Source organism: Pedobacter aquatilis (assembly GCF_032678405.1).
In the GTDB taxonomy this organism is placed as follows: Bacteria; Bacteroidota; Bacteroidia; order Sphingobacteriales; family Sphingobacteriaceae; genus Pedobacter; species Pedobacter aquatilis_A.
The window spans coordinates 26,516-50,433 of record NZ_JAVTSJ010000007.1; the positions used below are offsets into that span (position 1 = coordinate 26,516).

A 23,918-nucleotide genomic window follows, 5' to 3' on the forward strand; every position below is an offset into this window, starting at 1 on the left:
AGGTTTTATGAAATACAAATTAATGGCTTTTTTAGCCATATGGATGACTATTGCCCTTAATTTACAGGCACAAACGCTTTCAACAAAAATTTCCGGTGTCATTCTGGACGAAAAAGGTGCACCGCTTGAGGCGGCGACAGTTGGATTGTACAAAACTAATGATTCATTACTGATTAAAACAACACTTAGTGAATCGGACGGTACATTCAGTTTTACAGGGATTTCATTTGGTAATTATGAGCTTAAAGTCGCTTCAATGGGCTACAAGCCCTACAAAAGTCTTGCTTTAAATTTGGATGCTTCCAACACCGAATTACTTGTAGCGAAAATCACATTAACTTCAATAGATAATAACCTGAGTACAGTAAATATTAGTGGTAAAAAAACTTTTGTAGAACAAAAAATAGACAGAACAGTAGTTAATGTCGATGCCCTGATCTCTAATGCGGGTACCACTGCACTTGATGTATTATCAAAATCTCCGGGCGTAAACGTTGATCAGAATGGGGCAATCAGTTTAAAAGGAAAAAGTGGGGTAAACATTTTTATTGATGATAAACCGACATACCTTTCCGGTGCCGATCTGGAAAATTATTTACGTTCATTGCCTTCTTCCACCCTTGATCAGATTGAATTGATGACCAACCCACCTGCAAAGTATGATGCTGCGGGAAATGCGGGGGTAATCAATATTAAAACCAAAAAGAATAAGGTTGCAGGTTTTAACGGAAGCCTGAACCTAAGCCTGAATCAGGGCCAGTTAACACGTTCCAATAATAGTGTAAACCTCAATTACCGTAAAAATAAGATCAATATTTTCGGGAATTTCAGCTATAACCTAAACAATAGTTTTACTGATCTGGATCTGAACCGGACTTACAAGAACCCCGATAATTCTCCGAAGTATTTTTTTAATCAGAACTCTTATTTTAAAAGACACGGAGATACATTTAACACCAAAGCCGGGATTGATTTTTATCAAAATGAACAAACTACCTGGGGTTTTGTTTTTACGGGCATGAGCAGGATTTCTACACAGGTAAATAACAATACCAGTAATCTGCTGAATACTGCAAAGCAGCCTGATTCAATCATCAAAGCTGAAAACATTGACGATATTAATTTTAAAAATGCAGCGATCAACCTGAACTACAGGCATAAATTTGGAAAAGATAAAGGCGATATTACCTTTGATGCGGATTACCTGAGTTACAGAAATCAAACTGATCAACAGTATTTCAATAATACTTATTTTCCGGGAATGCAGTTGAAATCTCAGGATTTGTTATCGGGAGATTTACCTGCAGATATTGATATTTATACGGCCAAAACAGATTATACAAGGCCGATAAACAAACTCTGGAAGCTCGAGGCGGGACTTAAAACCAGCTACACGAAGACGAATAATGCCGCCAATTATCTCTACACGGCAAACAATAAAACCACTGTCGATTACGATAAGACAAATCAGTTTATCTATAAGGAAAACATCAATGCGGCCTATGTTAACATGAGTATGGAGGGTAAAAGATTGTCCGTACAGGCGGGTTTAAGATTCGAGACGACCGTGTCAGATGGCCATCAACTGGGAAACCTTATGAAACCCGATTCCGCTTTCCGAAGAAGCTATAATAGTGTTTTTCCGACTGCTTACTTTACTTACAAAATTGATACGGCGGGAAATAACCAGTTAGGATTGAACTACGGAAGAAGGATCGACAGGCCATATTATCAGGATTTGAACCCTTTTTATTCACCACTTGATAAGTTTACTTACTATGTTGGTAACCCCTTCTTGAGGCCTGCGTTTACCCAAAGCCTGGAGTTAAGCCATACTTTTAAAAGCAAAATTACAACCTCGCTCAGTTATAGCTGGATACGCGATGATGTTAATGAAACCATAGAAATTGTTAACGGAACGTATTACAGTCGTCCGGCTAACATCGGTAAAGGAACCGTGAAAAGTATCTCGGTAAATGCCGATCTTAATATTACAAAATGGTTAATGGCACATGTTTATACCGAACTGGCTGGCATCACTTCTAAAACAGATTTTTACACTGGTTATTTGGTGAGCAAAGGAACTTACTTCAGGGCGAATCCCAACCTGCAGTTTCAGTTAAGCCCAACCTGGAACGCAGAGGCTTCGCTAAGATATCAAAGCAAGTTAACTAATGTTCAGTTCCTTATAGCAGAATTGCATGAGTTTGGTGCCGCGGTACAGAAAAAACTATCAGCTAAAAGTACTTTGAAATTAACTGCGCAAGATATTTTTCGCAACCGCGTATTCGTTGGCGTAATTAATAACCTGGCTGCCACTGATGCCAACTGGGTAAATAGACAAGATTCCAGAAGTTTCGTGTTAAGCTATAGTTATCGCTTCGGTAAAGCATTTTCTACGCCAGCTAAACATGAATCATCTGGCGCTGATGATGAGCGAAACAGGGTTAAGAATTAGGCAGGCTTTTTAGCCCGCCTCGTTCCTTAGTATTTGCAGTGGTGGTTTATTTAATATGCTTCTGCTACTTAACACACCAGTTATTACCACCAGCAAAACCACACTAACAAAAAGTAAAAATGTTGGAAAGAATGGCGGCGCAAATGAAGCTGCAAAACTAAATTTTGCCAAAGCCCAACTGCTGCTTAAAGCCAGTATTAATCCTGCTGCGGCTGCAAATATGCCTAGGAAAAAATATTCTATGGCGTTAATGGCAAGAATCTGTTTTCTGCTGGCCCCCATTGTTCTAAGCAGAATACTTTCTTTTATCCGTTGATTCTTACTTGTTAATACCGCTGAGATGAGTACAATCCATCCGGTTATCATGCTGAAGCCCGCCATAAACTGGATCACAAAGCTTATTTTACCAAGCAGTTCATCTAACAGTTTTAATACCAATCCTAAATCAATAACAGATATATTAGGGAATTTACGAACAACATTACCCTGGAAATTTGCTGATGTTTCAGCATTGGGAATCCTGGTCATCAATACATGAAACTGTGGGGCCTGTTCTAAAACACCTGAAGGAAAAACGACCCTGAAGTTGGTTTGAAGCCTGCCCCAGTTAACTTCTCTCAAACTACCAACAACAGTAGGCAAGAGCATGCCCTGTACATTGAATACTATTTTATCATTTAACTTAACTTTAATGCTTCTTGCGAAATTCTGATCCAACGAAATATAAATTACATCAGCAGGATTGTTAACTTTTCCTGTCCATTTGCCTTCTACAATTTTCTCGGCTGCAGTTAGGGTATCCTGGTAAGTGGCACGGATTTCATTTCTGAAGGCGCGTTTATTTGTACTGTCGGCACCTGCTTTCTTGCCATTAATCTCTTCAATGCGCATGGTAATGACTGGAACCTGATTCATCAGAGGTAACTTATATGATTTGGTCAGGTTGGTTACAGCATCTTTTTGTGTCGATTGAATATCGAACAAGACCATGTTGGGTTGGTTAGCGCCCGATGAAAGTGTTACCCGGTTAATCAAAATTCCCTGAACAAAGTAAAGGGTGCAAATAAACGCAGTTGATAATCCGATTGACACGGTAAGCATTAAAGTCTGGTTATTCGGGCGGTACAAGTTTGCGAAACCTTGCCTCCACAGGTAACTCAAAGAAGCTGGCATTAATTTTCGTACCAAAAACATCAATAGCGTGGAGAACAACATTAACAGTAGAAATGCAATGAAAATTCCTATCGAAAAACTTAATGCCTGTAGCCATGATTTCATTTGCAGGTAACTAAAGCCCACAATGAATAAAGCCATTAACAGATAAACCAGAATCTTTAAAAAATCTCTTTTGCGAGGTGTAGTGGAATCAAAAGTTGCTCTTATCGCATTTAATGGTGAAATTCTTCTTACCGACAATAAGGAAGGCAGGGCAAATAATATGGAGATAATCAATCCCAGCAGTAAACCCTGGGCAATAGCTGACCAGGAAATCTGCATGGTAATTTCTACCGGTAAAAAATCCTTTAATACAATAGGAAGTAAAAATTGTATAAGCGTACCCAGCACTGAACCAATTAGGGCTGCGATGATACCGATAAAAGCAACCTGAATCAGATAAATTAAAAATGCATCCCAGGCTTTTAAGCCCATGCAGCGCAAAGTGGCAATTGCAGATAGTTTCTCCTGAATGTAAACATGTATGGCACTGCCTACACCAACACAGCCCAGTAATAAAGCTATAAAACCCGTTAAGGCCAGAAAGCGGCTTAAATCGCGGAACGAACGGCCGGTTTGTTCTTTCCGTTCCGCAACGGTATCTAAATCCAGACCTTCCTTATCCAGTTTGGGTTGAAGCTTTTTAATCGTCGATTCCAATGTGGCAGGATTCTCAAACTTATAATAGTACTTATAGTTAATACGGCTTCCAGCTTTTACAAGCCCTGTTTTAGGGAGATATTTTAGCGGGATATATACAATAGGGGCAACGCTAGCGGAAATGCCAGTTTGGCCTGGGGCTTTATCCAGTATGCCGGCAATTTTAAAAGTTAAATCACCAACATTTATCGAATCGCCAGTTTTTGCACCAAACTGAAGCATTAAAGTCTTGTCAACCAAAGCATCCTGTCCTTTAAAAAAACTTTTAGCAGCGCTAACCGGCGTCGTTTCTATAGCACCATAAAAAGGGTAGTTTCCTTCAAGTGCTTTCATCTGTACCAACCTGCTGCCGCCGCCTTTCACAAAATACACCATTGATGCGAAGGTGTTCTCTGTTGCCCTGTCATCGCCCATGCTTTGAAGTAATTGCTCCGTGGGTTTGCTAATCAGCTTTCGGCTTTCTACAATTAAATCGGCCCCGGTTAATTCTTTGGCTTGTTTGTCGATATCATTTTGAAGGTTATCCTTAAAAGAATAAACCGCTACTAAAGCAGCGATACCCAGTACAATGGAAGAAATGAAAAGTAATAAACGGGAACGGTTTTTACGACTGTCTCGCCAGGCCATTTTGAATAACCATGATAGCGGAACATTTTGTTTCGGTATTAGATTATCTGGCATAACTTGGGTTTTCGTCGGCTATTATTAATCCACCTTTCATTTTAATTACCCTACCTGTTCTGGCAGCCAGATCCGGATCATGGGTTACGATAACTAATGTAGTCCCTGCATCCTTATTTAAATCGAATAATAATTTAATGATTTTATCGCTGGTTTCTGCATCGAGGTTTCCGGTTGGTTCATCGGCAAACAGTATAGCCGGCTGGTTGGAAAAGGCCCTGGCCAGTGAAACCCTTTGTTGCTCTCCACCCGAAAGTTGTATCGGATAATGATGGCTTCTGTCGGCTAAACCTACTTTATCCAGTAATTCTAAAGCATGTGATTTTATGTTTTTTGCACCCCTGAGCTCTAACGGTACCATCACATTCTCAAGTGCAGTTAGCGTTGGCAGTAACTGAAAATTTTGAAAAATAAAGCCAACATATTGATTTCGGACCGAGGCCCGTTCGTCTTCTGATAATTTATCCAAAACAACACCGCTTAACTCAACACTGCCCTGACTTGCCCTGTCTAAACCCGCACATAAACCAAGTAGGGTGGTTTTTCCACTTCCCGAAGGTCCGGTTATAGCGACAGTAGAGCCGGTTTCTATCGAAAAATTAACATTATTCAGAACTGTCAATTCCCGTCCGGCACTTTGATAAATTTTACTTACATTTCGGATGTTTAATATGCTTTCCAACTGCTTATAATTTTAAATTTTCGGTTAATTTGCACTAAAACATAATGCAGCCTTTTCCGTTAAAGATAAAGGCTTTTTGATTTTAAGAGATAGAATAATTAGATATGTTACGAAAACGCTTGCTGACTTTAATTGTTTTGACAGGAATATTACAAGCCTGCTCAAATTCAATCGATAAAGATAAATCCAAGGTGGTTGATAGTACCGAAACTGCTGCCGCTGCAAAGGAAAAGGATACCAAAACCATATTGTTTTTCGGCACGAGCTTAACGGCCGGGCTTGGTTTAGACCCTAGTGAAGCCTATCCGGCTTTAATTCAAAATAAAATTGATTCCTTAAAATTGCCATATAAGGTAATAAACGGAGGCTTGAGTGGTGAAACCTCTGCTGCCGGTAAGGGCCGTATCGATTGGCTTTTGAAACAGAAAGTAGATGTCTTCGTACTCGAACTGGGCTCAAATGATGGTTTAAGGGGTGTGCCGGTTACAGAAACAACCAAAAATTTGCAAGCTGTAATTGATAAGGTGAAGGCGAAATATCCAGATGCCAAACTAGTGATGACCGGTATGCAGATGCCGCCAAGCATGGGCACAAAATACGCGACCGATTTCAAGAATATATTTCCTGAACTGGCTAAAAAGAATAATATGAGTTTAATCCCATTCTTGTTAGATAAAGTTGGGGGCATTCCAAAGCTTAACCAGGCCGATGGTATTCACCCTACTGCCGAAGGTGATAAGATACTTGCTGAAAATGTTTGGGTGGTATTAAAACCTTTATTGAATTAGTTCATGGATAGTATGTCGACGCTCAATACATCAATAAACAGCAAGGAATTTTCGCTTAAAGCTTTTTTGATTACGCTAAATCTCCTTGTGCTTAGTTGCTTCACTTTGCTTGCACAATCAAAGGATGATTACAAAATCCCCTTTAAGCTTACTGAGCAGAATAACATCATTATTAGTGCAACCTTAAACGGGGTAGACACTGTTTCGTTAATGTTTCATACTGCTGCGAGCGATCTTACGCTAACCAGTGCAGCCATTGAGAAAATGAAAAGCCTTCGTTTTGAAAGAACGGATACCGTTCAAAGCTGGGGCGGGGGAAATAATTCTTCACGATTTAGTAAAAGTAATGTGCTTGAAATTGCCGGCAGAAAATGGACGGAAATACCATTATGGGAAAACCTGAACTCTGGCCCTGGTAGTGGTGGAAAGTTCGGTCTTGAGCTTTTTGAAGGAAAGGCAATAGCAATCGATTTCGATAAAAAGTTAATTACTGTTTATGATAGACTTCCTTCGGGCCTTAGCAGCTTCAACAAATTATCACTTACTTATAAAGATGAAATGATGTTTGTTAAAGCCACAGTAAAAATAGGCGATAAGCTCCTTGAAAACTTATTTTTAATCCACTCCGGTTACTCGGGTTCAATACTGTTTGATGATAAGTTTACTTCGGAAAATCAGCTCGATGAAAAACTAACGATCACAAGTGAGAAAAGCCTGAAAGATTCTTTTGGAAACATATTAAAAACCAAAAAGGCAAACATACCTTCGCTAACGCTTGGGAAAACCAGGCTTGATCATGTTCCTGTCGGCTTTTTTGCTGGTGCTATCGGCCGTCAAAAAATGAGTGTTATCGGTGGCGATTTGTTGAAACGTTTCAATATCATCATCAGCGCAGATAGAGAAACAATATACATTAAGGCAAACAAGCTAAAAGCATCCCCTTACTCGAATATATAGATTTACAGAAAGTAGCCAATTGCTGTAAAATCTTCTGTATCTCGCTTTAACACATTTCCTGCGTTTCAAACCCTGCGCATAATTCATGAGCAATTATGGCAATTGTTGCTGTAATTGATTTAAATTAATTGTTAAATTAAATTTAACATAAGCTTCTTGTTGGTGTAGGTTTATCGATACAATTATCTAATTTGTCGTTACTCTACTGTTTTTGTAGTCTAAATATCGTTTTTTAGGTGCAGAATTATTATTCATTCATTTCCAGAAAGATATAACCGATGGGGGCATTGTGTTCACAATCGTCTGTTCGGTGCTTCCCAACCCATGGGCGTCTTTCAAAATATTCTGATTAATTCTTCAAAAATTTATTAACTATTTAAACTAAAATTAAATGTAGATGAAAAGAAAACTACTCAAATGTTTGTTGTTCTTTATGGTCTTATTGGTAATGAAGGTTTCTGCCCAGGACAGAACAATTACCGGTGTTGTAAAGGCTAAAGAAGATGGCTTACCTGTTCCGGGGGTAAGCGTAAAAGTTAAAGGAACATCGATCAGTACTTCAACCGATGCTTCCGGTGCCTTTTCAATCAGGGCAAACGCTAACCAATCGATCTTATTCAGTTATATCGGATTCCTGACGCAGGATATTCCGGTGGGCAATAAATCGGTAATCAATGTATCGCTATTAATGGATGCCCAGAATTTGCAGGAAGTTGTTGTAACCGATGGTTATCGTACAACTACCCAAAAAGCAAATACAAGTTCTATCGGAACAATTAAGGGTGAGGCTTTAGAAAATAAACCGTTTTCTACCGTTCAATCCGCTTTGCAAGGTCAGATTGCAGGGGTTTCAGCTGTGGTAAGCAGCGGACAACCCGGGGCAAATGTTAATATCCGTATACGTGGTTTAGGCTCTTTTGCTTTAACAAGTAATCCGCTGTATGTTATCGATGGAATGATTGTTAATTCTGGTGATTTATCAAGTGCTACCACAACTGCCAATGCATTGGCGGGTGTTAACGAGAACGATATCGAAAGCATTGATGTATTGAAAGATGCCGCTGCTACAGCCCTTTACGGTTCACGCGGTAGTAATGGTGTGATCGTGATTACTACTAAAAAAGGTAAAGCAGGTAAAACACAAGTTCGTTTCGATGCGGAAGCTGGTGCTTCATCATTATTAGATATTCCTGATGCCGGAAAGCCGTTAACTGCAGATCAATATGCAGAATTATTTAAAGAAGCATTAACCAATGGCGGAAACAGTGCTACTGCTGTAGCAACTGCTGCCACAAACTATGGTCTTAATAGCGGTAAAAGCAATGACTGGTATGACCTTGTTACGCGTACAGGTACCCAGCAACAATATAATGTGAGCTTAACCGGAGGTACTGAAAAAACCAAGGTTTTCGCTTCTGCAGGCTATTTTAAACAGCAGGCTACAACTATCGGATCTGATTTTAAAAGAATATCAGGATTATTTAATGTTGATCACCAGATTAGCAAAAGAATTACCTTGAGTACAGGTATTAATTTTTCTAACGTTGATCAGCACACGCCATCAAGCTCTGGTGCATATGCAAATCCATTGTTGGCCGCATATTTCTTACGTCCTTTTCAGTTGGCTTATAACGACGATGGTTCTCTGAATATTTCAAGAACAGGTTCTACCAACTTTACAGCAGTTTATAATCCATTGTATACAGCTGTTAACGATACCAAGCACTTATCTGAAACAAGGGTATTAGGAAATAGCACCTTGAAATGGAACATCTGGGATAAGTTAAAATATACCAGCTATTTTAGTATTGATTATAATACACTCGAAGAAACCGTATTCTGGAACTCAACACATGGTGATGGAAGAACTTATGGTGGTTATGGCTATGATTATTATACCCGCTATTTTAACTGGTTAACCCGTAATCAGTTAGATTATCGTTATGATATTCCAGGTATTGATGATTTCTATGTGTCGGCAGCAGTAGGTTACGAAGCACAGCGTTCTAAAATGTCATTTATTGGAGCAGTAGGTCAGGGCTTTCCTTCGTCTCAGGCTTCATTAACGGCTTTAAGTAATGCATCTACACCTTTGTATGCATACGGTACTAACAGTAATTATGCTTTTAACTCGCTTTATTCTACAGCAAGTTTAAACTTTAAAAATAAATATGCCATTAGTGGTTCATTCAGAAGAGATGGCTCATCAAGATTTGGAGAAAATAACCGCTTTGCTAACTTCTGGTCTGTAGGTGGTACCTGGAATGTTGATCAGGAAGATTTTTTTAAGGCACAAAATATATTTTCTTCTGCTAAGTTCAGGTCTTCTTATGGAACAACAGGTAATGCAGGACTAGGTAACTACGATTGGCGGGCAACTGCAGGCTACAGCAGTTCTTACGCTTATGCAGGCTACACAGGTCAGCAATATAACGTTATCGGTAGTGCTGACTTAGTTTGGGAAACTTCTAAAAAGTTCGATGTAGGTACTGAACTGGGCTTCTTTAAAGACAGGTTCTCTTTAATCGTAGATTACTACCATAACAATATTGATGGTTTAATTCAGTCGGTAGCGACTTCAAGAACTACAGGTTTTTCTTCGATAAACCAGAATATTGGTTCAATGAGTAACAAAGGCTGGGAATTTACGATTAAAGGTGATGTAATCAGAAGCAGGGATTTCAACTGGAACAGTAATTTTAATATCTCATTCAACAAAAATAAGATTACCAGTTTAGCTGAGGGAACTTCAGTTCAAAATGGTAACTTCTACAGATCAGTTGGCTACGATTACTATACTTACTACTTGAAAGAATCTGCCGGTGTAGATCCACAAACTGGTTCACAATTATACTGGACTGATGGAACACATGCCGCAACAACAACTTCATGGTCAGCTGCACAATACGTAACATTGGATAAACAATCTGATCCAAAAGCATTTGGTGGTTTTAATAACAACTTCCGTTACAAAGGATTCACTTTAGGCGTAGATTTCTATTATAATTTTGGTAACTGGATATATGGTTCTTACGATTCTTATTTATTATCTGGCGCTTATTATACCTATAACAAATACCAGTACGTTTATGAAAACCGTTGGACTACTCCAGGTCAGATCACTGATGTACCTAAATATTCTACCTCATCAACAGATTATAATTTTTCGTCAAGGTATTTATATAGCGGCGACTATATCCGTTTAAGAAACCTAACCTTAGGATATGATTTCAAAGACCTGGGTATTATGAAGAAGCTGGGTATAACGAAATTATATATCTATGGAAGGGGTACCAACTTATGGACTAAAACATTCGATGACCGTTTGCCTTTTGATCCTGAAGTTAACATTGCTGGTAGTTATACTTTAGATATTCCTAAGGTTAAAACTTACACCATTGGTATTAATGTTGGACTTTAATAAAAATACAAAATGAAAAATATAAAATATAACTTCTATATATTGGTCGCTTTTGTATCAATATTAACCTCTTGTAAAAAGAGTTTCCTTGATGAGCAGCCTTATACGTCTGTTTCGGTTTCAAAAGCAATTAATACCGAAAGTGATATGCTTGATGCAACCTCAGGAATGTATACCGCCCTTAAAGCATCTTCGTTTTTAGGTCGTGATGCAGCGGTTCTTGGTGATTTGCTTGCCGATAATACTTATTTGAGTACCAGTAATTCAGGCCGGTTTATTACGCAAAACAATTATACTTTTACTGCAACAACTACAGAACCTGCCAATATATGGGGGCAGGGTTACTATACCATTTTACAGGCGAACCGTATTATTGGTACCAACCTTACGTTAACCGACAATGTTAAGCAGCTTAAAGGCGAAGCCTATGCCATCAGGGCCCTGAGTTACCTTACCCTGGTTAACTGGTTTGCTACACCTTATACTGTAAATTCTGCGGCCCCTGGGGTGCCATTAGTAACAGTCTCTACTGATATTGCCGGTGGATTCATCAAGCCTGCAAGAAATACGGTAGCGGAGGTTTACAGCAAAATTATCAGTGATTTAGACAGTGCTTACCTATTGATGCCTGCTACAACCGCATCTATCCATACGGCGAGTTCAAACTTTATCGCTAAATATGCGGTTAAAGCCATACAAGCCAGAGCATACTTATATAAAGGTGATTATGCAAATGCCAGAGATGCAGCGCTATTAGTGGTACAAAACGGAGGTTATTCATTGGCTTCAACATCTGCAATTTTCGCTAGTTTCTGGGCTTCAGGTGCATCCCGTACAGATAAACTGGAAACCATATTTGAACTTAATATGAGTTCTACTTCAAGTAACGGAACTGCTGCGCTGGATTACATTTATTCTCAATCGGGAGGTTACGGTGATTTACTGGTAACAGATAATACTTATGCCCTATATACTGCAACTGATGCAAGACGTGCGCTGATTACCAGTGGAACAAGGGCTAGTTATCAGGCTTATATTGTTAATAAATATCAAAACGTTTTAAATACTGATCGTGATGATGTTAAAGTGATCCGCTATGCGGAAGTGTTATTAACCCTTACAGAAGCCTATGCACGTTTGGGTGATGAAGCCAATGCATTGATTTATTTAAACCGGGTAGCACAAAACCGTGATGCTGCTCAGGTAGCTTATACTTACACAGGAACAGCGCTGGTTGACGCGATAATAAACGAAAGACGAAAGGAACTTGCATTTGAAGGCCTTAGGTTTTTCGATTTATCACGAACAAACAGCGTGATTAACCGTCAGAACATGGGTGTGAAAGCCTATTCTTATTATACCACTGTTTCAACAAGTGATACGCGAAGACTGCAGCCAATTCCATCAGGAGAAATTGGTGCAAATCCAAATATTACACAAAACCCTGGCTACTAATTTTTATGCCCCGGATTTATCCGGGGCATTTTTAACATAATTTACAGACGATATGAAACCCATGAAGAAAGTTGTCCTGGTGATAACGGCTATTTTTGCGATAATTGGTAGTGCCAAGTCACAAAATATGTATGGCGAAACCTTAAGTGGCGTTCCGCTTAAAATTAAAATTTATGAAAATGTTAACGGCACTCCTTACTTAAACGAAGAGTGGACTAAAGGTACCGTGGTGCTTGAAAATGGTACGAAAAGTGGCTCATTGGATTTGAAATTTGATCTGGTTGCTCAGGAACTCATATTTAAAGATGCTTCTGGCAATCCCCTTAATTTTGCAAACCGTGTTAAGGAGTTTGTGCTTCAATCAAGTGGTAATAATCAGCAGCTTTACCGCAGGAACTTTCCTAAAACAGAGGATTCTACCCCAGATGATTTTTTTCAGGTAATTAGTGATAAAAATGTGAAGCTTTTAAAAAGAACCAAAAAATTCATCATCGATACCAAGCAATATGCTTCGAGTACTGTGGACCGGTCTATAGAAGAACGAACAGCTTATTATATCCTCTCAGGTAATACGCTTATAAAAGTATCCAATGCCAAAAACCTCCAAAAGGCATTTCCTAAAGTATCCGCTGAACTGGAAACTTACCTGTCTAAAAACAAATTGAATACAAAAAATGAAGCCGATTTAATCCTTATCGCAAATTACCTTGATCAATTAACAACAGGCAGGAATTAGTTTTATTCGCTTTGTCCTAAAATTAAACCGCTACTTCGATTAACTGATTCATTTTAAATGCTACCTACTTTTTAGCGATAACTGCCAAAATCAAATCATTGGAAGACAACGATTTTCTTTTCCTGCTGATTTGGTCTACAAAATCGGGGCTTTCGTCTCAATTTTTTAATCCCATTTAGCCGATGCTTTAATTTTAGGGCTTGTAAACTAATCAGTCGTTATATGCCGGTACTATTATATCACGAAACAGAACCTAATGTGTCAAGAAGTATTCTCAATGCATCACTTCCCAATGATTATACTTTTTTTCATGTAGACAGTGTTATTGATTTTTTAACTTCTCTCAATACCTTAAAGCCGAAAATCTGCATTATTGATTTAGATGCCCCTGATCAGAGTACCCATGTTCTTTTAGAGGCAATATTTAGCCTTAAATCTAAAGTAATTCTAATTTATCAGGGATTAATGCATCTGGAGGAATCCCTGCTGGTTAACAATCCATTCATCAAAACTTTCTTTTTTAAAAAAACGCTCATTGTGGAAGAATTTTTGCAAAATCTGACTACGTTGTACCAGCCGGAAAAAATATCAAACGATGCTGAACACAATAGCGATATCAGGTTTGGTAGTTGTTTGTTTAATACAGCCAGCAGAACTTTAAGCACCTCAAAAATAGCTTTTAGGTTAACGAACAAAGAAGCGCAGTTGCTTGTTCTGCTATTAAAATACAAGGGTGGGATTCTTCCGCGGGTTGAAGCCTTAAGTTCCGTGTGGAATCGTATTGATGCTTATACCTCGAGAAGTATGGATGTTATCCTTTCTTCATTAAAGAAAAAACTCAGCGCAGAAAAAGAAATACTGATTAAAAACCATAGGGGATTAGGTCATAGCTTAACAATTGTAGATTATTGTTAACAAGTATTCAGGATGAATAAACGCCAATCCTTAGCTTTCTAATTTTCTGATAGCTGCAGTACTTTAAACTAGAGTATTAAAATTGGTTTGAATGTGAGCCCGGGCAATTTTTTGAAATTCCTCAGGTGTCTGCCCGGTTTGTTTTTTGAAAAACCGGCTAAAGTAAGGGCGGTCACTGAAACCCAGTTCGAATGCAATTTCTTTTATCGTTAGCTCACTGTGGATAATCTTCCTTTTGGCTTCCAGGATAATCCGGTCATGAAGGATTTGTGTGCCTGTCTTGTCTAGTTTTTCTTTTAAAATCTGGTTGAGCCTTTTAGAACTAATACCCAGTTTTCCTGCATAAAAATCAATATTGGTTACCGTCTGGAAATTCCCTTCCAGTAACATTAAAAATTCGTACACACGTTTTTGATGGATGTCGTGGCTGGTAAAACTAACCTCCTTTACTGCAATAAGTTTAAGAAGCAGTACTTTAAGCAGCGCTTTCATCATCTGGTAATTGTTTGCCTTTTGGTATTCATTTTCCATCAGGCTATAGATACTACCAAGCTCTCTGGCAGCATCCTCATCCAGGCGCAGACAAGAAAACTCTCCCTGTACGTTAAAAATCCTGAAAAGATCTAAAAGAAAATCCTTGTCCTCTTCTTCAAGCATGGAACGTTTAAAAGAAATCAATTCGCCATTTTTACCTGCTTTATTGAGTTGGTGTACGCGGTAAGGTGGGATGAGGTAAATCCAGTCCCCTTTAACTTTATAGGCTGGGTCTGCAATCCCATGCAACGGATCTTCGTTTTTTAACCAAACAATCTCAAAGAAATCCTTTCTGCCAGGGTCGTTCAGGTAACTTGGTGGACAGTTACTTAAATTACGTATATAAAGCAGGGCGCTTTCCAGTCCCAGCGTATTGCTCGTATCCATTTTACAAAGATAAGCCATGGAATTTTGCAAGATTGGATTAAAGGATAATTATAGAGGACAATTCGGAAATAGTTAAATTCTGTTAAGCTTTTTGTGACTTTTAAAGGACGAAATGTCCAGATAGTCCAATTAAATGGGCTGTTTGTGTAAAGGTTCATTGGAGATTGGACTTTACTTTTGGCCATCTAAAATAAGTATATGAAGATAGCCGCAAAAGATATTGAAGAACTGGATTTTCAGGAATTGAACTGGCAGCTGCGCATGGACCTGGATTTAATCCTGGATGAAAATCTGCAGCTTGCCAAAAGAATAAATACGGAGAACCTGATCAACCTGGTAAATGCTATTCAGCAGGCCGAAAGGATTTTTCTGATCGCAGCTGGTCGTTCCGGTTTTGCAATGCGTAGTGCTGCAATGCGCTTAATGCACCTGGGCCTTAACGTTTATTTTGTTGGTGATACCACTACACCTGCCATTAAACAAGGTGATTTGTTGATTGTTGCCTCCGGTTCAGGAACAACAGTATCAATGGTAAGGGCTGCAGAGAAAGCAATCTCGGTTGGAGCGAATGTTATTGGAATAACAACTGCACCAGCATCGGATCTTGCCCGATTAGCAAATCATAGCGTAATTATTCCTGCAGCAGGAAAGCAGGAACTGGAAAGTGAAAAATCAAAACAATATGCGGGTAGTCTTTTCGAACAGTTCTTGCTGCTGATTATGGATGCCGTTTTTCAATCCCTTTGGAAGATGCAGCAAATTCCTTCGGACGTGTTGTGGGCACGCCATGCTAATCTAGAATAATAAAAAAAATTAACATTTAAATACATAAAATTATGGCAAAATTACAGGTTGCAATCGATTTACTTACTACAGAAGAAGCTTTGGCCTTGGCTGCCAAAGTAGCTCCATATGTAGATATCATTGAGTTAGGAACTCCACTCATCAAAAACATGGGTTCAACGGTGATTACTGCAATGAAGAATGCACACCCGGATAAATTGGTATTTGCAGATTTGAAAACGGCCGATGCAGGTGAGCTTGAGGCCGACATTGCTTTCAAAGCGGGTGCTGATTTAGTAACGGTTATGGGAGCCGCTGGAAATGCAACCATAATTGGTGCGGTGAAAGCAGCAAAAGCACATAACAAAGGCGTTGTCGTAGATACTATCGGTTATCCTGATCGCGTAAAAAGAGCACGGGAAGTTTCTGCACTTGGTGTTGAGTTTGTAGAACTACATGCGGGCTTGGATGAGCAGTGGACTGCTGGTTATTCCATCCAGGTATTAATTGATGAGGCGGCAAAAGTTGGCGTTCCGGTATCAGTGGCAGGTGGTGTGAAAATTGACAATGCTGCGGCAGTTGTAAAAGCCGGCGCTTCTGTGGTTGTTGCTGGTGCAGCAATATATGGGGCTGAAGATCCAGCTGCTGCTGCAAAAGCGCTTCGTGAAGTTATTGATGCCGCGTAAGCAATACAAAGACACTGCTAGTTAAAACGTGATTACAAAAAAGATGGACATTTGCTATATACGCAAATGCCCATTCTTTATTTATAAATGACTTGTCAAGTCATAAGTACGATTTTTCTTTTTTTAGTCCTTGGTTTAAATACCTGGAAATAAACGAGGTGAAAGAGCTAATGTTGGTTTGTGGATATCTTTCGGGATGAAGCCGAAAACAAATATTGGTTGAATAGGTTTATCCATGAAAAATTAAACCACTATGAATAACGTTACTAAAAGAACCGATCTGGACAGATTTATTGAAAAATTCGAACCATCAAAATTCAAGATGCTTTCACGCGGAGTAGAAATCCGTGGGATAAAAGATTTAAACAGGAGCATCACTTATGCAAATAAATTAATAGAGCAGGAGCAGCTTAAGCTGGCGGTTTCACATACAGCAGAAATGGCCATGTACGGAAGTTTTGAAGTCGTTTTTAATTGATATAATATTCCTCGAGAATAGCTCCAAAGGTCAGCTAACGAGTTTATTTTAATAACCCAAGGCGCCTGTCAGCGATGACAGGCGTTATTTATGAAATTCTCTAGTTAGTAAAGGTTAAACTCCGGCATTCTATTTAATACTGAAAGGAAGTTTGGAATGAATGCTGGGATATCCCATAATTACTTTCGCCCTATAAATTGCATATTTAATCACAATTAGCAGTCTCAACGTAATTTGGATTTTTGGAACAGGAGTTTTTGTGTTTTCCCCTTGAAAAAATAATTAGCTTTTATTGCTTTCAGCATTTCCATATCCTCTGTTATTCCTGCTAAGGTAATACCTGCTCCTGTATCCGAACGGAAAATGAACATGCCTTTTTGATCAGTTTCTCCACTTTCCGGTAAAAAATATTGCGTTGGTTTCTTTGCCTGATAAATTTGAATCTCGCTTCCTGCAGGATAACCATCAGCATATTTCAATCTGAATGTTGCGTTATCTGTCTTGGCAAAATAGTAAATTGTTTTGTAAGCTTTAGCCTGCTGCGCCTTGACAGTGCTTCCCATACATAACATTAGTAATAAAATAAAATACCTCATGATGCAGTTTTTCAATTGAATATAAAACGAATGCAATCGTCCTATAATTACTTTAAATTAAGAAACTTTTAATTTTTTAAACGGAAATTACTTTACACAAAATTTATAAATAGCTTTCTGGTCTAGTAAGAATTAAGACAGAAGAGGCTGCACTACGGGTAAAGCTGTTTCTGCCAGGCTGTCTTCATTTTTAAAGATTTTCTTGTACATCAGCGCTTTATACAAAATCCTGATCCATACCAGAAAATAAGGAAAGCTCAGCATCGAAAGCATAATTCGATGGCTTTTCGAAAATTCAGGAAAGAAAAGCAAAGGGAAGTCACAAGCTGTTATTAAAAGAACAGGCAATAAGATGTTTTTCAGTATTTTATTTTTCTCCAATACATACCAGATACCAACGCCTGCTATCGAAATAATAAAAGTACAATCTTCAGCGCCTGTACTAAAAAGCACAGGGAATAGCAATGCAGAAGCCAGGATTAATAGTTGAAACCCTTTTTTCTTGTACGATTTAATATTCAGGTACGGTAGCATAAAAAGAAGCGCACCAGTACCAATGCAGATTGAATTGCTAAGGATGGGTGAGTGGCATAATTGCCTGAAAAATCCCATTATAGACATATCAATGCCTACTCCAGATACATTATATGCGTTCTTTGTAGTTAGTGAAACAAACCACTCAAAGTAAGCGTCGGTTACAAAGAGGGGAGATGAAAACAGCATCGGAAGCATGAAAAAGACCAATGCCCAGAAAAGGGAATATAAGATATACCTTGGCTTGTCTTTAACAAAAAAGAAGAATGCCAGGCCTACAATACCGTATAACTTTACAAATACACCAAGTACCATAAACATGGCTGCCCAAAAACCTTTAGCCTTGTTTAGCTGTGTGTAGTTTAGGATAATCAAAGCTCCGGCAGCAGCATTAAATTGCTGGTTTAACATCGATTCGATTAAGCAGGGTAGCGCAATGTAACAAAATATCAAACGGTCTTTCTGACTAACCGGAAGTGTTTGTACTGCCTTAAATAAAAAGATACAATTAAAAAGATTCCAGAATAAAAGTCCCAACCAATTTGGTAAGGCTGCAAATGGAGCAATAATTAAACTGAAAATAGGACCATAATGGTTAGCGTCATTATGAAAATCTGGATAGAGATCATAAAAAGATTGCTGGTTCAGCAAGTTTCTGAAGGTGTTTTCAAAAATCAGGTAGTTATTTAACCTGTTAGTAATCCATGAATCAATCACGAATATTAAAGTGACTGCCAGCCACAATATAAACGCAAAACGATGGTCTTCATAAATTTTGGAAAACGAATAATTAGTTTGGTTAGCGGATGAAAGGGTATTCATTTGTAATGTTTGTGTTACACAATAATATGTGTAAGTTTTAACATTTCAAAGTGTTAAAATATTTTTTTTAACATTTTTTATAGCTTAAAGTTGTATTATTAAGTTTACTTATCACTTTTTTTATGTAATATTCTGATTTTCAATCTTATAACTGTTTCGCTGTTGGAATATCGATTTCTAAACATATTTAAAACAATTTGACGGCCTCATTTGTATTTTCTACAGGCGCAGCAATATAAGCGGCATAGGCATTCCCCGGTTAATGGTTGTTTTAGATCGGAATATTTGGGATTAAAGTATTTTATTGTTGTGGAGGTTTAATGCGGGGTACTCAAGCAAGCCAAATTATAACTGCGCCTAATCTTTTTTTGAATTCAAGCCCCTCATTGTATGCTGCTGATTAAGCAGATGCAAGGCTTAGTAATGCGTCAGTTTCCTTTCTTCTTATCCTGCTTAAGGTTTCCAGCCTAATAGATAAATAACTGGCCAGGTATCTTAAAGGAATGGGACTTAATTTGAAACGTTCATCTAATAAAACTTTTTTATACCGGTCTGCAGCCTTTGGTATTCTCGCCAGAATAGATCGTTGTGCAGCATAAAATGATTGCAAGGCGAGTAATTGTCTGCTGATAAAGTTCAACTCTGGAAAGTCCGTTGAATTTTCTTCAATTAAAGCGTATGGGATACAAACGATTAAGCAGTTTTCTAATGCATGGAGATATTCAGGCGAATAATTTATATGCTCTTGTGGTTCACGCATAGCGGCCATCATTTCATTTTCAAAAGCAAAGCATGTGGTAATTTCAATTCCCTCATCTTTTATAAAACCTCTCGCAGTACCATGTACAATAAAATATAAGTATTGGTTGTTGTCAACAGGTGAGAGAATGTATTTGTTCTTTCTGATCCTCATTACCTTGCAGTATTGCCTGTACAACGAAATTAGCCCTTCTGATAAAGTATTAATACTTTTCAGGTAAGATATTAAAACAGAAATTGCAAGTTGATCTTCATGTATAATATCCATATTGATTTCGATTAATAAATTTATTGAGTCCCGATCAATCCAGGGTGGTTAACATTCCTTTATCTTAATTATGCACCCGAAAAATCATTGATCTGGCATTTAAATGTTTGATTATAGGGCGAATAGCTATTCAATAAGAATTGAGTAATGGAATGCTTAAAATTCAGCTATTTAATGTTTACAATCCTGCCGGTTTTGTAATCAAAACTGACAAATTAAATAAAATATTTACTTGTAAATGTTGCAGTAAAGCTATGCGAGAAATATATTAGCAGAATATTAGCCTTTCCTCTAAATCGGGCTTGTATTTCTTAACATGAGTAAAACGCAGGGCAACGATCGTTTCGATCTTGAGTATTTTTTTGAATTATCGCCTGATTTGCTCTGCATTGCCGGATACGATGGCTATTTCAAAAAAATTAATCCCGCTGTATCGAAAACGCTTGGCTACACTAATGAAGAGTTAATGTCGGCCCCGATCAATTCATTTGTACACCCTGCCGATAAAAACAGAACTGCCCAGAAAAGAGATGGTTTAAGGAAAGGGGAGGCTTTACTACGTTTTGAGAACCGGTATTTAAGAAAAGATGGCTCAGCAGTATGGCTTTCCTGGACTTCAGTACGTGTAGAGCGAGATAAGGTGGTTTTTGCTATTGCTAAAGATATCACCTACAGAAAACAGTTTGAAGAACTCGAAAGGATATCGGCAATATTAATGCAGCTTAATACCGAGCAGATTCAGCGTTTGAAAAACAAAACTGGTGAACCTGTACTCGCTGATCCCGCCGAAGAACAAGATTCAGCACCGAATAAAATTAAGGTAGAACCATCACCAAGTGAACAGCTTTGGCTAAATAAGTTCGAAAGTATTGTCAGACAGAATATCGGAAACCTCGATTTAAATTTAAGCCTGTTAAGCGCCGAGCTTGCACTCAGCGAGCGTCAGCTTTTCCGGCAGGTCAAAAAACTGATGGGTATTACACCTAATAATTTAATTAGAATTATCAGGCTTCAGATGGCATGGGAAGCCATTGGTAGTGGGAAATATAAAACGATAACAGAAATCTCAAATATAGCAGGTTACAGCTCCAGAGATTATTTTAAAAAGCTATTTGAAAAAGTTTATGGAATCGAAATTGGTGAGGTAATTTAAAATAAAGAAAAGAATTTAGACAATGTAAAATAGCACTGTAAGTTTTAAGGTTATTCGTTCATTCAAACACAATTTAAAATTAAACTGTAATTTTAAATATTCTTAATTAAGAATAGTAATCTAAAATTTTATCTTGCAGTGCGCTCCGATATTAATTATTATGGCAACAGCAACAGAAATTATACGTCCGATCCCAGAAAACGAAGCAGAGCGATTACAGGCATTAGCAGGATTCGATCCTGATTATACCGATTTACAAAGTGACTTCGAGAACTTAACCGCATTGGCTGCAAAGATTTCAGGCAACCATATTTCACTTGTTAATCTGATCGATTCATTTACCCAGTGGACCATATCAAACCATGGAATTGAAATTGCACAAATGAATCGTGAAGAATCTATTTGCCAGTATACCATTGCAGGTGATGGCCCTTTCGAAATTATAGATATGTCTTTGGATGAACGTTCCAAAGATTTTTTCTACGTTGGCAATCCGCTAAACCTGCGCCATTATTTCGGAATACCGCTAAAAACCCATGATGGTTATAATATTGGTGCATTATGTGTTTTAGATGCCAATGCAAAGCAACTCAATGCAGAGCAAATTAGTTTACTTAAATTGCTGGCAAATGAGGTTGTAGAGAAATTAACCAACCTTAAAATTCTCCAGAAAACTAAATCAGAGCTTGATGAGGTAAAGAAAAAGCAGCGTAAGCTTGCGCACGATATCCGCGGTCCTTTATCGGGCATAAGTGGTATTATTGATATCATCCGGACCAGAGGTTACAAGAATAAGATGTTCGATGTGATGGATTATCTGTTTATGATAGATAAGAGTAATAACGAAGTACTTAATCTTACTGATGAAATCCTGGTCCAGGAGAAGAAAGCCATTGCTGATAATTTTAACCTCAGTATTTTCAAAGATAAACTGGATAAACTTTATACGCCACAGGCGAAAGCGAAAAACATATTTTTCAAGGTTTCAATAACTACCGAGAACCAGGAAGTGAATTTTGCAAAGCATAAACTGCTACAGATTACAGGTAACCTAATCTCCAATGCGATAAAGTTTAGCTCAGATTACGGAACTGTAACTGTTAAACTAAATCTTACCATCGCCGATAAAATCAAAAACCTTAAAATTAATGTTTCTGATAATGGTAACGGCCTTTCGAGTGCGTCTATCGAAAAGATTATGACCGGGCAATTGGAATCATCTAATGGTACGATAGGAGAGAAAGGTTATGGCTTAGGTTTACCAATGGTTATTGCTGATATTAAAAGCCTTGGTGGTACTACAGAAATTACTTCCGAAGAGGGTTGGGGTACAACGTTTGAAATAAAAATACCACTTTTTTAATATTCAGGAAACCTTAAATTAATATTGCAGATTTTGTGAAATTTTGTGTGTCTGGAAATACAATTATATCAAAAATGCTACAGAAAACAGCCTTTGAAATGATTATATTTGGATATGCATCAGCAAGTTCAAAATATAATTGTTCAATCTCCAAAGTCGCAAAAGGCATCAAACGAAATTAAAACGTTCGATAAATCGATGGCTGATAATTTAAGGGCTGCTTTACTTTTCAGCCAGTCGCAGCGTACAAAGTAAAAACTGTTTTTTAGTATATATTTATGGCTTCACTGCTATAGATTATAACAAGTTAATCAGCATTACACCTAACAGGCCAAGTAACGATACAATGCTTTCCATCATCGTCCAGGTTTTAAAAGTTTCTTTTAAGCTGAGGTTAAAATATTCTTTAAACATCCAGAAACCAGTATCGTTTACATGAGAAAACATCAGGCTACCTGCGCCCACTGAAAGAACCATTAACTCAGGCGAGGCACCTGCCCCGATAAGCGGGAGTACAATGCCTGATGCTGTTAATGCAGCAACTGTTGCAGAGCCCAGTGTTATACGTAATGCCGCGGTAATTAACCAGGCAAGAAACAGAGGCGACAGGTTTAAATCCGCAGTAATTAATTTAACTGTTTCACCAACACCGCTATCCACCAGAATTTGTTTAAATGCACCTCCGGCAGCGATAATCAGGATGATCATGGCAATGCTTTTAACACCTTCTACGCAATATTCCATTGTTTTTTCAATACTGGTTTGCTGAACCAATACGGTGATCACCACGGCAATTAACAAGGCTGCGGTAGGATCAGAAAGAAATATAAAAACTGGTTTTAAAAGGTATTCGTTATGAATTGCCGTACCAATTGTTCCGGCAACAATAAGTAGTACTGGTAATAGTGCAGTAGCGAAACTCTTCAGGCCGGAAGGCAATTGCTCATCAACCGACATGAAAAAACCATTTTGAATCAGGCCGGTTTCACGTTTAATAATCAATCTTGGGAAAAATATACCAGCAATAATCGCTATCGGGATACTTAATAGCAACCCATAAATTAATGTTTTACCAATATCAGCATGGAAAATTGCTGCTAAGGCCACAGGGCCAGGATGTGGGGGCAAAAAACCATGTGTAACCGAAAGTGCTGCCGCCATCGGGATACCAATATACAACTTTGGTAAGCCTGTAGCTGAAGCAATGGCAAATACCAGCGGAATAAGTACCACAAAGCCGGCATTGTAAAAAAGCGGAATCCCAACCAGAAGTCCGGTAAGTAATACTGCCCACTGAATATTTTTCCTGCCAAATAACTTAATCAGGATGAAAACAATCTTCTTCGCGGCGCCACTATCTTCAATAAGTTTTCCCATCATTGCGCCAAGCGCCAATACCATAACCATGCTACCAAGTGTACTCCCGATACCGTTGCTGATCGAGCTCATTACTTTCGAGGCTGACATGCCTAAAAAAAGTCCGGTTATAATGGCCGTTATCAATAAAGCAATCATAGGATTCATCTTTTTGATAATCATTACAAAAAGCAGTAAAATTCCGGCCAGTACAATGAATAAAGACATAGG

General features: G+C 38.2%; 20 protein-coding genes. 13 read left to right on the plus strand and 7 right to left on the minus strand.

Annotated elements, in window-relative coordinates; translation table 11 throughout:
• The first annotated feature begins 7 nt into the window (after positions 1-7).
• Complete coding sequence (locus R2R71_RS18035; RefSeq protein WP_316832675.1) at positions 8-2,458, plus strand: TonB-dependent receptor; 2,451 nt, start codon at positions 8-10, stop codon at positions 2,456-2,458.
• Between the two features lie 9 nt (positions 2,459-2,467).
• Here the strand turns inward: R2R71_RS18035 and R2R71_RS18040 are convergent, their stop codons facing one another.
• Both R2R71_RS18040 and R2R71_RS18045 read right to left on the minus strand, forming a co-directional pair.
• Positions 2,468-5,014 carry an ABC transporter permease gene (locus R2R71_RS18040; RefSeq protein WP_316832676.1) on the minus strand — a complete coding sequence of 849 codons (2,547 nt, stop codon included), beginning with the start codon at positions 5,012-5,014 and terminating at the stop codon, positions 2,468-2,470.
• Positions 5,004-5,696, minus strand: coding sequence for an ABC transporter ATP-binding protein (locus tag R2R71_RS18045; protein ID WP_316832677.1), 693 nt, complete (start codon positions 5,694-5,696; stop codon positions 5,004-5,006). Before R2R71_RS18045 ends, R2R71_RS18040 begins: the two co-directional genes overlap by 11 nt.
• A gap of 104 nt (positions 5,697-5,800) precedes the next feature.
• Here R2R71_RS18045 and R2R71_RS18050 point away from each other — a divergent pair, with 104 nt between their 5' ends.
• The 6 genes from R2R71_RS18050 to R2R71_RS18075 all read left to right on the plus strand — a co-directional run bounded on the left by R2R71_RS18050 (position 5,801) and on the right by R2R71_RS18075 (position 13,968).
• On the plus strand, positions 5,801-6,484 hold the full coding sequence (locus tag R2R71_RS18050; RefSeq protein WP_316832678.1) for an arylesterase: 684 nt from the start codon (positions 5,801-5,803) through the stop codon (positions 6,482-6,484).
• A gap of 3 nt (positions 6,485-6,487) precedes the next feature.
• Positions 6,488-7,441 carry a hypothetical protein gene (locus R2R71_RS18055; protein WP_316832679.1) on the plus strand — a complete coding sequence of 318 codons (954 nt, stop codon included), beginning with the start codon at positions 6,488-6,490 and terminating at the stop codon, positions 7,439-7,441.
• A 397-nt stretch (positions 7,442-7,838) separates the two neighbouring features.
• Positions 7,839-10,862, plus strand: coding sequence for a TonB-dependent receptor (locus tag R2R71_RS18060; protein WP_316832680.1), 3,024 nt, complete (start codon positions 7,839-7,841; stop codon positions 10,860-10,862).
• Positions 10,863-10,874: 12 nt separating this feature from the next.
• On the plus strand, positions 10,875-12,317 hold the full coding sequence (locus tag R2R71_RS18065; RefSeq protein WP_316832681.1) for a RagB/SusD family nutrient uptake outer membrane protein: 1,443 nt from the start codon (positions 10,875-10,877) through the stop codon (positions 12,315-12,317).
• 61 nt (positions 12,318-12,378) lie between these two features.
• Positions 12,379-13,053, plus strand: coding sequence for a hypothetical protein (locus R2R71_RS18070; RefSeq protein ID WP_316832682.1), 675 nt, complete (start codon positions 12,379-12,381; stop codon positions 13,051-13,053).
• Positions 13,054-13,275: 222 nt separating this feature from the next.
• The gene (locus R2R71_RS18075; protein ID WP_316832683.1) at positions 13,276-13,968 is read left to right on the plus strand and encodes a helix-turn-helix domain-containing protein; all 693 of its coding nucleotides are present in this window, start codon (positions 13,276-13,278) and stop codon (positions 13,966-13,968) included.
• A gap of 63 nt (positions 13,969-14,031) precedes the next feature.
• Here R2R71_RS18075 and R2R71_RS18080 read toward each other — a convergent pair whose 3' ends face one another.
• On the minus strand, positions 14,032-14,889 hold the full coding sequence (locus tag R2R71_RS18080) for a helix-turn-helix domain-containing protein (protein WP_316832684.1): 858 nt from the start codon (positions 14,887-14,889) through the stop codon (positions 14,032-14,034).
• 198 nt (positions 14,890-15,087) lie between these two features.
• Here R2R71_RS18080 and hxlB point away from each other — a divergent pair, with 198 nt between their 5' ends.
• The 3 genes from hxlB to R2R71_RS18095 all read left to right on the plus strand — a co-directional run bounded on the left by hxlB (position 15,088) and on the right by R2R71_RS18095 (position 16,836).
• Positions 15,088-15,693 (plus strand): 6-phospho-3-hexuloisomerase, encoded by a 606-nt coding sequence (hxlB, locus tag R2R71_RS18085; RefSeq protein ID WP_316832685.1) that lies wholly within the window; start codon positions 15,088-15,090, stop codon positions 15,691-15,693.
• A gap of 32 nt (positions 15,694-15,725) precedes the next feature.
• Complete coding sequence (gene hxlA, locus R2R71_RS18090; protein WP_316832686.1) at positions 15,726-16,358, plus strand: 3-hexulose-6-phosphate synthase; 633 nt, start codon at positions 15,726-15,728, stop codon at positions 16,356-16,358.
• A gap of 253 nt (positions 16,359-16,611) precedes the next feature.
• The gene (locus R2R71_RS18095; protein WP_316832687.1) at positions 16,612-16,836 is read left to right on the plus strand and encodes a hypothetical protein; all 225 of its coding nucleotides are present in this window, start codon (positions 16,612-16,614) and stop codon (positions 16,834-16,836) included.
• A gap of 224 nt (positions 16,837-17,060) precedes the next feature.
• On the opposite strand, the gene R2R71_RS18100 is transcribed toward R2R71_RS18095, so the two are convergent.
• The 3 genes from R2R71_RS18100 to R2R71_RS18110 all read right to left on the minus strand — a co-directional run bounded on the left by R2R71_RS18100 (position 17,061) and on the right by R2R71_RS18110 (position 19,815).
• On the minus strand, positions 17,061-17,399 hold the full coding sequence (locus tag R2R71_RS18100) for a hypothetical protein (RefSeq protein ID WP_316832688.1): 339 nt from the start codon (positions 17,397-17,399) through the stop codon (positions 17,061-17,063).
• A 165-nt stretch (positions 17,400-17,564) separates the two neighbouring features.
• Positions 17,565-18,788, minus strand: coding sequence for a glycosyltransferase family 87 protein (locus tag R2R71_RS18105; protein WP_316832689.1), 1,224 nt, complete (start codon positions 18,786-18,788; stop codon positions 17,565-17,567).
• Between the two features lie 400 nt (positions 18,789-19,188).
• A complete protein-coding gene (locus R2R71_RS18110; RefSeq protein WP_316832690.1) occupies positions 19,189-19,815 on the minus strand; it encodes a Crp/Fnr family transcriptional regulator in 627 nt (208 codons plus the stop codon).
• A gap of 316 nt (positions 19,816-20,131) precedes the next feature.
• Here R2R71_RS18110 and R2R71_RS18115 point away from each other — a divergent pair, with 316 nt between their 5' ends.
• From R2R71_RS18115 to R2R71_RS18125, 3 genes are all read left to right on the plus strand, one after another.
• Entirely contained in the window at positions 20,132-20,968 is an 837-nt protein-coding gene (locus R2R71_RS18115) for a PAS domain S-box protein (protein ID WP_316832691.1), read from the plus strand.
• 160 nt (positions 20,969-21,128) lie between these two features.
• Positions 21,129-22,331: a GAF domain-containing sensor histidine kinase gene (locus R2R71_RS18120; protein ID WP_316832692.1), complete on the plus strand. Its 1,203-nt coding sequence runs from the start codon at positions 21,129-21,131 to the stop codon at positions 22,329-22,331.
• Positions 22,332-22,445: 114 nt separating this feature from the next.
• On the plus strand, positions 22,446-22,586 hold the full coding sequence (locus R2R71_RS18125) for a hypothetical protein (RefSeq protein WP_316832693.1): 141 nt from the start codon (positions 22,446-22,448) through the stop codon (positions 22,584-22,586).
• 42 nt (positions 22,587-22,628) lie between these two features.
• Here the strand turns inward: R2R71_RS18125 and R2R71_RS18130 are convergent, their stop codons facing one another.
• Positions 22,629-23,915: a gluconate:H+ symporter gene (locus tag R2R71_RS18130; protein WP_316832694.1), complete on the minus strand. Its 1,287-nt coding sequence runs from the start codon at positions 23,913-23,915 to the stop codon at positions 22,629-22,631.
• Between the last annotated feature and the right edge of the window lie 3 nt (positions 23,916-23,918).